Origin of the sequence: Corynebacterium sp. HMSC04H06, assembly GCF_001815935.1 — a bacterium.
Classification (GTDB): domain Bacteria; phylum Actinomycetota; class Actinomycetes; order Mycobacteriales; family Mycobacteriaceae; genus Corynebacterium.
This window is the reverse complement of record NZ_KV823404.1, coordinates 1-7,427: the sequence shown is the minus strand read 5'-3', so window position 1 is coordinate 7,427 and position 7,427 is coordinate 1. Positions and strand designations below refer to the sequence as shown.

Genomic DNA, 7,427 nt, shown 5'->3' with positions numbered 1-7,427 from the left:
CAACGTGCCCAAGTAGGCGCAAAGCTGGTCCCTATACGCGTCGGGACTGTGGATAACTTAGGTCTCCGTGCGCAGTCCCGAGACGTCTCCAATGACGAAGACGGCCGGCGGCTGGATTTTCTCCTCCTCGACAATTGCGCCCAAGTGGGCCAGATCGGTGCGCACCACGCGCTGGCCCGACAGGGTCCCCTCCTGGATGGCAGCGACGGGGGTGTCGGCGGGGAGGGAGGCATCGATGAGCGTGGAGGCAATCGCGCCGGCGTTGCGCACGCCCATGATGACCGCCAGGGTGGCCCCGGAGCGGGCGAGCGCCTCCCAGTCGACCAGGGAGCGCTCGTGGCCGGGCGGCAGGTGCCCGGAGACCACCGTCATGGCATGGACCATCCCGCGCTGGGTCACGGGGATGCCCACGGCCCCGGGTACGGCGACGGCGCTGGTGACCCCGGGGATGACCTCGCAACTTAAGCCGGCGGCGGCCAGCGCTTGGACCTCCTCGAAGCCGCGGCCGAAGACGAAGGGATCCCCGCCTTTGAGCCGGGCGACGCGGCGGCCGGCGCGGGCATGGGAGATGAGCATCTCGTTGATCTTTTCCTGCGACGTCTGGCGCTTGTACGGCAGCTTGGAGACGTCGATGAGCTCCTTGCTGGCGATATCGCAGAGCTTATCAAGCTGCGCGGTTGGGCCGAGGTGGTCGGCCAGGATAACGTCGGCGTCCTGCAGGGCGCGCATGCCGCGCACGGTGATGAGGTCCCAGGCGCCGGGGCCGCCCCCGATGAGCTGGACAGGATGAAAAACAGTGTTTCCGGTCATGATGTCGAAATAGTATAACCGGCGCTACTAAGGTGGGAAACCATGGAGAGCACACAGTGGACACCGGAGCAGGTGCGCTTTTTCGACATTGCGCACGAAGGGGCGCAATTACGCGCGCTCGCCGGCCAGGCGGCGGGCCTGAATGAATATCTGGCCGGTCTGCGCCCGCGCTCGGTCGTGGTGCTGGCCACCGACCAGGTCGCCGCCGCGGCGGCCCGCGCGGTCGCCCAGGCCTACCTGCCCCAGGCTCAATGCCCGGTGGTCGTCGCCCGCGCGCTGCCGGCCTACGTCGGCGCCCTCGACATCGTGGTGACGGTGGGGGAGGCCGCGGACTGCGAGTGGGCATCGCGGGCCATGCTCACGGCCCAGCAGCGTGGCGCCGCCACGGTCTTTGCCGGCCCGCCCGGGCCCCTGGCCGACGACGTCGCTGACGATGCCTTCTTGTTCACCGCCCTGCCCAACGTTACCGGCCCCGCCCCGGCCCGCGTGGCGGGGGCGCTCTGGCTGGTCCTAGGCGGCGACCCGCAGGCCCTAGACGAGGCCGCCGAAGCCGTCGATGCCGAACTAGCCGCCTGCGCCCCCGACCGCAGCGCGGATACCAACCCGGCCCGGCAGCTGGCCGCCTTCGCCGCGCAGGTAGGAGGCAGCGGGGTAATGCACTCGGCGCCGGCGGGGCAGGCGGTGAGTGAGGCGGTGGCATCGGTAGCCGCGGCGGTCTGGGCCACCCGCGGGCGTTCCGGGACCGTCGTGGAGGCGGCCCAGTTGCCGCAGGCCCTGGATGGTGCCGGCACACAGCAAGCTGACGATATCTTCTACGATCCCTTTATAGATGGTGCGCTAACCTGGAGGGTGATTTTCTGGGGTCAGGAGGAGGCGAACCTGCCCCATAGCCTGGCTGTCAACGCCGTGGAGGGGAGCGAATTCTCCCGCGCGCTGCAGCTTTTAACGCGCGCCTATGCCGCGACCGCCTTTGATGAATGAGGAAGAGGACTCATAAACCGCATGAATTTGCTCGATAGTTCCGTGCGTAACTATTCGTGGGGATCCAAGACCATGATCCCGCAGTTGTTGGGCCAGCCTGCGGGGGACAGCCCCGTGGCCGAGCTCTGGTTCGGCGCCCACCCGGCCGCGCCGGCGACGCTGGAGGGAACGCGTCTCGACGAGGTCATCGCCGGCGACCCAGAGACCCACCTGGGTCAGCGCGTGCGCCGCGAACACGGCGACCGCCTGCCCTTCCTGCTGAAGCTGTTGGCTGCCGAGGAGGTCCTCTCGCTGCAGGCGCACCCGTCCAAGGCCCAGGCCGAGGAGGGTTTTGCCCGGGAAAACGCCCAGGGCGTGGCCCTGGACTCGTCCCAGCGTAACTACAAGGACGACAACCACAAGCCGGAGCTCATCGTCGCCCTGACCGAGTTTTACGCCATGGCGGGCTTCCGGCCGCTGGCGCGCACGCGCGAGCTCTTCGCCGCGCTGGATTGCCCCAGTCTGGACCGCTACCTGTCCATGCTGGACGATGACCCCGCCGCCGAGGGCGCCAGCCTGCGCGCGCTGTTTACCACCTGGATCACCATCCCGGCGGGCGTGCGCAAGGAGCTCATCTCCGACATCGTGACGGCCGGCGAGCGCCTTGTTACCGCCCCGGCCCCGGACACCCCGGAGTGGATCGTGCGCGACGTGCGCACGGTGCTGGGGATCAACGAGCAGTACCCCGGGGACATCGGCGTGCTGGGCGCGCTGCTGCTCAACCACATCGTGCTGCAGCCCGGCGAGGCCTTATTCCTGGCGGCCGGCCAGCTGCACGCCTACGTCCACGGCCTCGGCGTGGAGCTGATGGCCAACTCGGACAACGTGCTGCGCGGTGGGCTCACGCCCAAGTACGTCGACGTGCCGGAGCTGGTCAAGGTGCTGGATTTCCAAGCCGCCGCCGACCCGCAGGTCCACCCGGGGGAAGCGAGCCCGGCCGCCGGCTGCGAGGTCTTCGACTACCCGGTGCCCATCGACGAGTTCTCCCTGCGCCGCTACGCCCTCGACGCCGGCGCGCAGGCTACCCTCGAACTGGACGGGCCCGCCATCGTGCTGTGCACCCGCGGCGACGGCGCCACCGCCGGGGACCTCAACCTCACCCCGGGCCGCGGCGTCTGGGCCCCGGCTGCCGATAGCCGCGTACACTTGGCGGCCGGCGACAGCCCGGCGGAATTCTTCGTCGCGAGCGTCTAGGCATCAGCCGCCAAAGCGCTAGACGCCCTCGCGCCGGCCTGCCCAGCGCCGGAGACGCCTTGAGCACTAGGCGCCCTTGCGCCGGCCTGCTGGGCGCCGCAGCCAGCGCCTAGCTGTTGCCCTGGCCCGCGGTTTCCTCCGTGGGTTCGGGCGCATCCTGGGGCTCGGCGCGCTCCTTTTCGGCCGGCGGGGCCTGGCGGTGCGGCGGCTCGGGCAGCAGATCGGGGATCTGGATCTCCGGGTGTCCGTTGTTCTCCTCGGCCGGCAGGCCCGGCACGGTCGGGGACGGCTCCGGCTGGTTCGGGCTGCTCGGCTGCGGCTCGTTCGACGTCGACGGCTCCTCGCTGGTATCCGGGCGGGTGGTCTGCGTGGGCTGTGCCGGCTGCGTCGGCTGGACCTGCTGGCCCGAATCCTGCGTGCCCTGCTGGCCCTGCTGGTTCTGCTGCCCCTGGGAGGCGGAGAGATTGTCCGGGCGATAGTACGTCGTCGGCGCGGCGGGCGCGGTTTGGGCGTCCACCACGGCGTTGGGGGCCAGGAACGGGTCGTTGGCCTGTGGGGCGGAGTAGTTGGCGTCCTCGTGGGCAGCGCGCTGGTTGTCGTCGTTATCCTTGGCGTCGTCACGATCGCGGCCGTTGGAGGGCGCGGTGCTGGACGCGGAGCTCGACGAGGTCGTAGCCTTCTCCTCGGAGCTGGTTAGCTGCTTGTTGGCCACCGGCGTGGCATTATCGTCCATGGAAGAGGACTTGGGCGCACCGAGGTGCCAGACGCTCACCCCGACGCCGGCGGCCACTAGCAGGCCCACGACGACGAAGATGACGACGCGGCGCGTATCCGTATTCACCGTGCGGTCCCCTTCCGTGGTAACAAGTCGATAACAACAGTACCATGCACCTTAACGTCTGATACCCGACTTCCGCTAGTGCGGGAGCCAAATTCACCTTGCGAAGGAGATCACAGTGAGCACCTGGGACGAAGAGATTTTCACCCGCGACAGCAACACCGATTTTCTCGATGAGCTGTCTGCCCTCGAAGAAGAGGAGGTCGTAGAAGCCGTGCGGGACGCCGTCGTCCTGGCCGCCGATTCCGCCCAGCCCACCGACGAGGAGCTAGCCAACGGCCTGGCCGCCGCAACCATCGCGGCCATCTGGTCCGGCGCGCCGTTTAGCGCCGGCGACGTCGTGGCCGAGTACCCGTTCATCCGCTCGCTGACCGGCAGCTCCGACGAGGAGCTCAACGAAAAGGCCGCGGAACTGTTGGAAAACGCCGACCCGGACGAGGCCGACGACGCAGACATCGAACCCTTCCTCGAAGCTCTGGCATAGGGGAGTGGGTGACGCACTGCAGTGATTATCGCCATAGAGGGCATCGATGGCGCGGGCAAGAACACGTTGGTGTCCCGCCTGCGTGAGGCCATCAGCCGGGAGATCCACACGCTGGCCTTCCCGCGGTATGCCGACTCCATCCACGCGCAGCTGGCAGAGGACGCGCTGTACGGCCGTATGGGGGACATGACGGACTCGGCCTACGCGATGGCCACGATGTTCGCCCTGGACCGCTGGGGCGCCAAGGAGAAGCTGCTGGCGGCCCACCGCGCGCCGGAGGTGTGGGTGCTGGACCGCTACGTGGCATCGAATGCGGCGTATTCGGCTGCGCGCTTGCGCGATGAGACGGTGGCCGACTGGGTCTACCACCTGGAATTCGAGCGGCTGGGCCTGCCGAAGCCGCACCTGCAGGTCTTCCTGGACACCGCCGTCGTCCTGGCCGGGGCCCGGGCCCAACGCCGCGCGGCTGACGATGCCACCCGGGCCCGCGACGCCTACGAAAAAGACGCCGGGCTCCAGGCACGCACCGCGGCGGCCTACCGCGCGCTGGCCGGCCGTGAGTGGGCGGGGCGTTGGATAGCTACCGCAGATAGCGATATGATTATCCAAGCTGTACGACAACTGGTAGGGGAGAAGTAGTGGCACCGACAATCCTGGTAGTCGATGACGATCCGGCGATCTCGGAGATGTTGACCATCGTTTTGGAGTCTGAGGGCATGGAGCCCATCGCCGTGACCGACGGCAACGACGCGGTGCCCATGTTCCAACGCCACGACCCGGACCTTATCCTGCTGGATCTCATGCTGCCGGGCATGAACGGTGTGGACATCTGCCGCAGCATCCGCCAGATCTCCTCGGTGCCGATTGTCATGCTGACCGCCAAGACGGACACCGTCGATGTCGTGCTGGGCCTAGAATCCGGCGCGGACGACTACATCACCAAGCCGTTCAAGCCGAAGGAGCTGGTGGCCCGCATCCGCGCCCGCCTGCGCCGCACGGACACCGCGACCACGGAGATGATCGAGGTCGGCGACCTGGTCATCGACGTGCCGGAACACACCGTGACCCGCCGCAACGAGGACGGGTCGTCCCGCGAGCTGAACCTGACGCCGCTGGAGTTCGACCTGCTGGTGGAGATGGCCCGCCGCCCGGGCCAGGTGCACACCCGCGAGGAGCTGCTGGAGAAGGTTTGGGGCTACCGGCACGCCTCCGATACCCGTCTGGTCAACGTCCACGTCCAGCGCCTGCGCGCCAAGATTGAACACGACCCGGAGGAACCACAGATCGTGCTGACCGTGCGCGGCGTGGGCTACAAGGCCGGCAAGCCGGCCGGCGCCGAATAAACCGGGGGAGTAACAGCCATCCTGGACCGCATTAGACAATTCCGCGACTCCGCCATCCAGTGGTGGCGCACCTCCCTGCAGGTGCGCGTTATCGGCCTGATCTTCATGGCCGCCACCGTGGTGATGGTCATTTTGACCTACGCGCTGGTCTCCGTGCTGACCTCCCGCCTGGTGGACCAGAAGCAGGACGTGGCGCTGCAGGAGCTGGAGCGCGCCCGGATCGCGGTGGAGCAACAGGTCGCGGCCACGGGCACGGCCAACTCGGTGCAGGTGCGCATTAATTCCGCGCGCGCCTCGCTGACGCAGCTGGGCTCCCAGAGCGGCGAGACGCAGGCCTCCTACGAGCCGGTGATCGTGGTCAACGGCTCCGATGGCTCGGTGACCACCTCGCCGGAGGGCTACCGCATCCCGACGGAGCTGCGCAACGGCGTCTCCCACGATCAAGTGATGGTCCAGTACGCGCCTATCGACCACGGGGATGGCACCAAGTACAACGCGATGATCGTCGGCACGCCCACCGAGTCCGACATCCCGGACACCCAGGTCTACCTGGTGATGAGCATGGAGTCGGAGGAATCCACGCTGGCGCTGATGCGCGGCCTGCTCTCGGCGGCCGCGGTGGTGGTCATCGTGCTGCTGGTGGGAATTGCCTGGCTGGCCACCCAGCAGGTGATTACGCCCATCCGCTCGGCGTCCCGGATTGCCCAGCGTCTGGCGGCCGGGCACCTGCGCGAGCGCATGGCCGTCGAGGGTGAGGATGAGATGGGCAGCCTGGCCCAGTCCTTCAACGACATGGCCGACAAGCTGTCCAAGCAGATTACGCAGCTGGAGGAGTACGGCGACCTGCAGCGGCAGTTCACCTCCGATGTCTCGCACGAGCTGCGCACCCCGCTGACCACGGTGCGCATGGCCGCGGACATGATCGCGGCGAACGCGGACAGCCTGGATATCTCCACCCGCCGCGCCAGCGAGCTGATGAGCCGCGAGCTCGACCGCTTCGAGGAGCTGCTGGCGGACCTGCTGGAGATTTCGCGCCACGACGCCGGCGTGGCCGACCTGTCCACCAACAAGCTGGACCTGCGCAACTGTGTGACCGCCGCCTTCGGGCAGGTCGATCACCTGGCCGACGAGCTGGGGGTCGCGGTCAACCTGCACCTGCCGGACGAGCCCATCAGCTTCGAGGGCGACGACCGCCGCGTCCAGCGCATCCTGCGCAACCTGCTGGCCAACGCCATCGATCACTCGGAGGGCAACCCGGTGGACGTGCACCTGGGCGCCAACGACACGGCCGTGGCCGTGACCGTCACCGACCAGGGCGTGGGCCTGAAGGAGGGCCAGGAGGAGCTGGTCTTCAACCGCTTCTGGCGCGCGGATTCTTCCCGCAAGCGCCACTCGGGCGGGACCGGCCTGGGCCTGGCTATCGCCCGCGAGGACGCGGTGCTGCACAGCGGTACGCTGGACGCGACAGGTGTCTTCGGCCGCGGCTCCTGCTTCCGCTTGGCCCTGCCGCGCGTGCCCGGCGAGGCCGTGGAGGAGGCCCCGCTGGGTCTGTACGTGCCGGAGCCCAAGGCGCTGGCTCAGCCGCAGGGGCGGAAGGACCCGAAGCTGCTAGCGGCCCCGCAGGACCCGAATGACCCGAAGGGAGGCCAGCCGTGATGCACAAGCCCCACCGGCGCTCGGCTCGCCTGGCCCGCTCGGGCAGCCCGGCCCGCCCGGCCCGCGCCGTCGCCGCCGTGCT

Annotated in this window: 8 protein-coding genes; 6 read left to right on the top strand and 2 right to left on the bottom strand. The window is 68.6% G+C overall.

The annotated features are described in order from the left end of the window. Positions 1-57: 57 nt before the first annotated feature. Entirely contained in the window at positions 58-810 is a 753-nt protein-coding gene (cobA, locus tag HMPREF3067_RS01435) for a uroporphyrinogen-III C-methyltransferase (protein ID WP_070767969.1), read from the bottom strand. A 42-nt stretch (positions 811-852) separates the two neighbouring features. Between cobA and HMPREF3067_RS01430 the strand changes: the two genes are divergently transcribed. Both HMPREF3067_RS01430 and manA read left to right on the top strand, forming a co-directional pair. Beyond that, on the top strand, positions 853-1,791 hold the full coding sequence (locus HMPREF3067_RS01430) for a hypothetical protein (protein ID WP_070767968.1): 939 nt from the start codon (positions 853-855) through the stop codon (positions 1,789-1,791). A 21-nt stretch (positions 1,792-1,812) separates the two neighbouring features. Continuing rightward, on the top strand, positions 1,813-3,024 hold the full coding sequence (manA, locus tag HMPREF3067_RS01425; RefSeq protein ID WP_070767967.1) for a mannose-6-phosphate isomerase, class I: 1,212 nt from the start codon (positions 1,813-1,815) through the stop codon (positions 3,022-3,024). 109 nt (positions 3,025-3,133) lie between these two features. On the opposite strand, the gene HMPREF3067_RS01420 is transcribed toward manA, so the two are convergent. Next, the gene (locus tag HMPREF3067_RS01420; RefSeq protein WP_070767966.1) at positions 3,134-3,865 is read right to left on the bottom strand and encodes a hypothetical protein; all 732 of its coding nucleotides are present in this window, start codon (positions 3,863-3,865) and stop codon (positions 3,134-3,136) included. Positions 3,866-3,980: 115 nt separating this feature from the next. On the opposite strand from HMPREF3067_RS01420, the gene HMPREF3067_RS01415 reads away from it, so the two are divergent. The 4 genes from HMPREF3067_RS01415 to mtrB all read left to right on the top strand — a co-directional run bounded on the left by HMPREF3067_RS01415 (position 3,981) and on the right by mtrB (position 7,345). After that, positions 3,981-4,346, top strand: a complete 366-nt coding sequence (locus HMPREF3067_RS01415; protein WP_070767965.1) for a DUF4259 domain-containing protein — start codon at positions 3,981-3,983, stop codon at positions 4,344-4,346. A gap of 21 nt (positions 4,347-4,367) precedes the next feature. Next, positions 4,368-4,985, top strand: a complete 618-nt coding sequence (locus tag HMPREF3067_RS01410) for a dTMP kinase (protein WP_070767964.1) — start codon at positions 4,368-4,370, stop codon at positions 4,983-4,985. Then, positions 4,985-5,689 (top strand): MtrAB system response regulator MtrA, encoded by a 705-nt coding sequence (gene mtrA, locus HMPREF3067_RS01405; protein ID WP_070767963.1) that lies wholly within the window; start codon positions 4,985-4,987, stop codon positions 5,687-5,689. The genes HMPREF3067_RS01410 and mtrA overlap by 1 nt, the downstream gene beginning before the upstream one ends. An 81-nt stretch (positions 5,690-5,770) precedes the next feature. Then, positions 5,771-7,345: an MtrAB system histidine kinase MtrB gene (gene mtrB / locus HMPREF3067_RS01400; RefSeq protein ID WP_371259757.1), complete on the top strand. Its 1,575-nt coding sequence runs from the start codon at positions 5,771-5,773 to the stop codon at positions 7,343-7,345. The last annotated feature ends 82 nt before the right edge of the window (positions 7,346-7,427 follow it).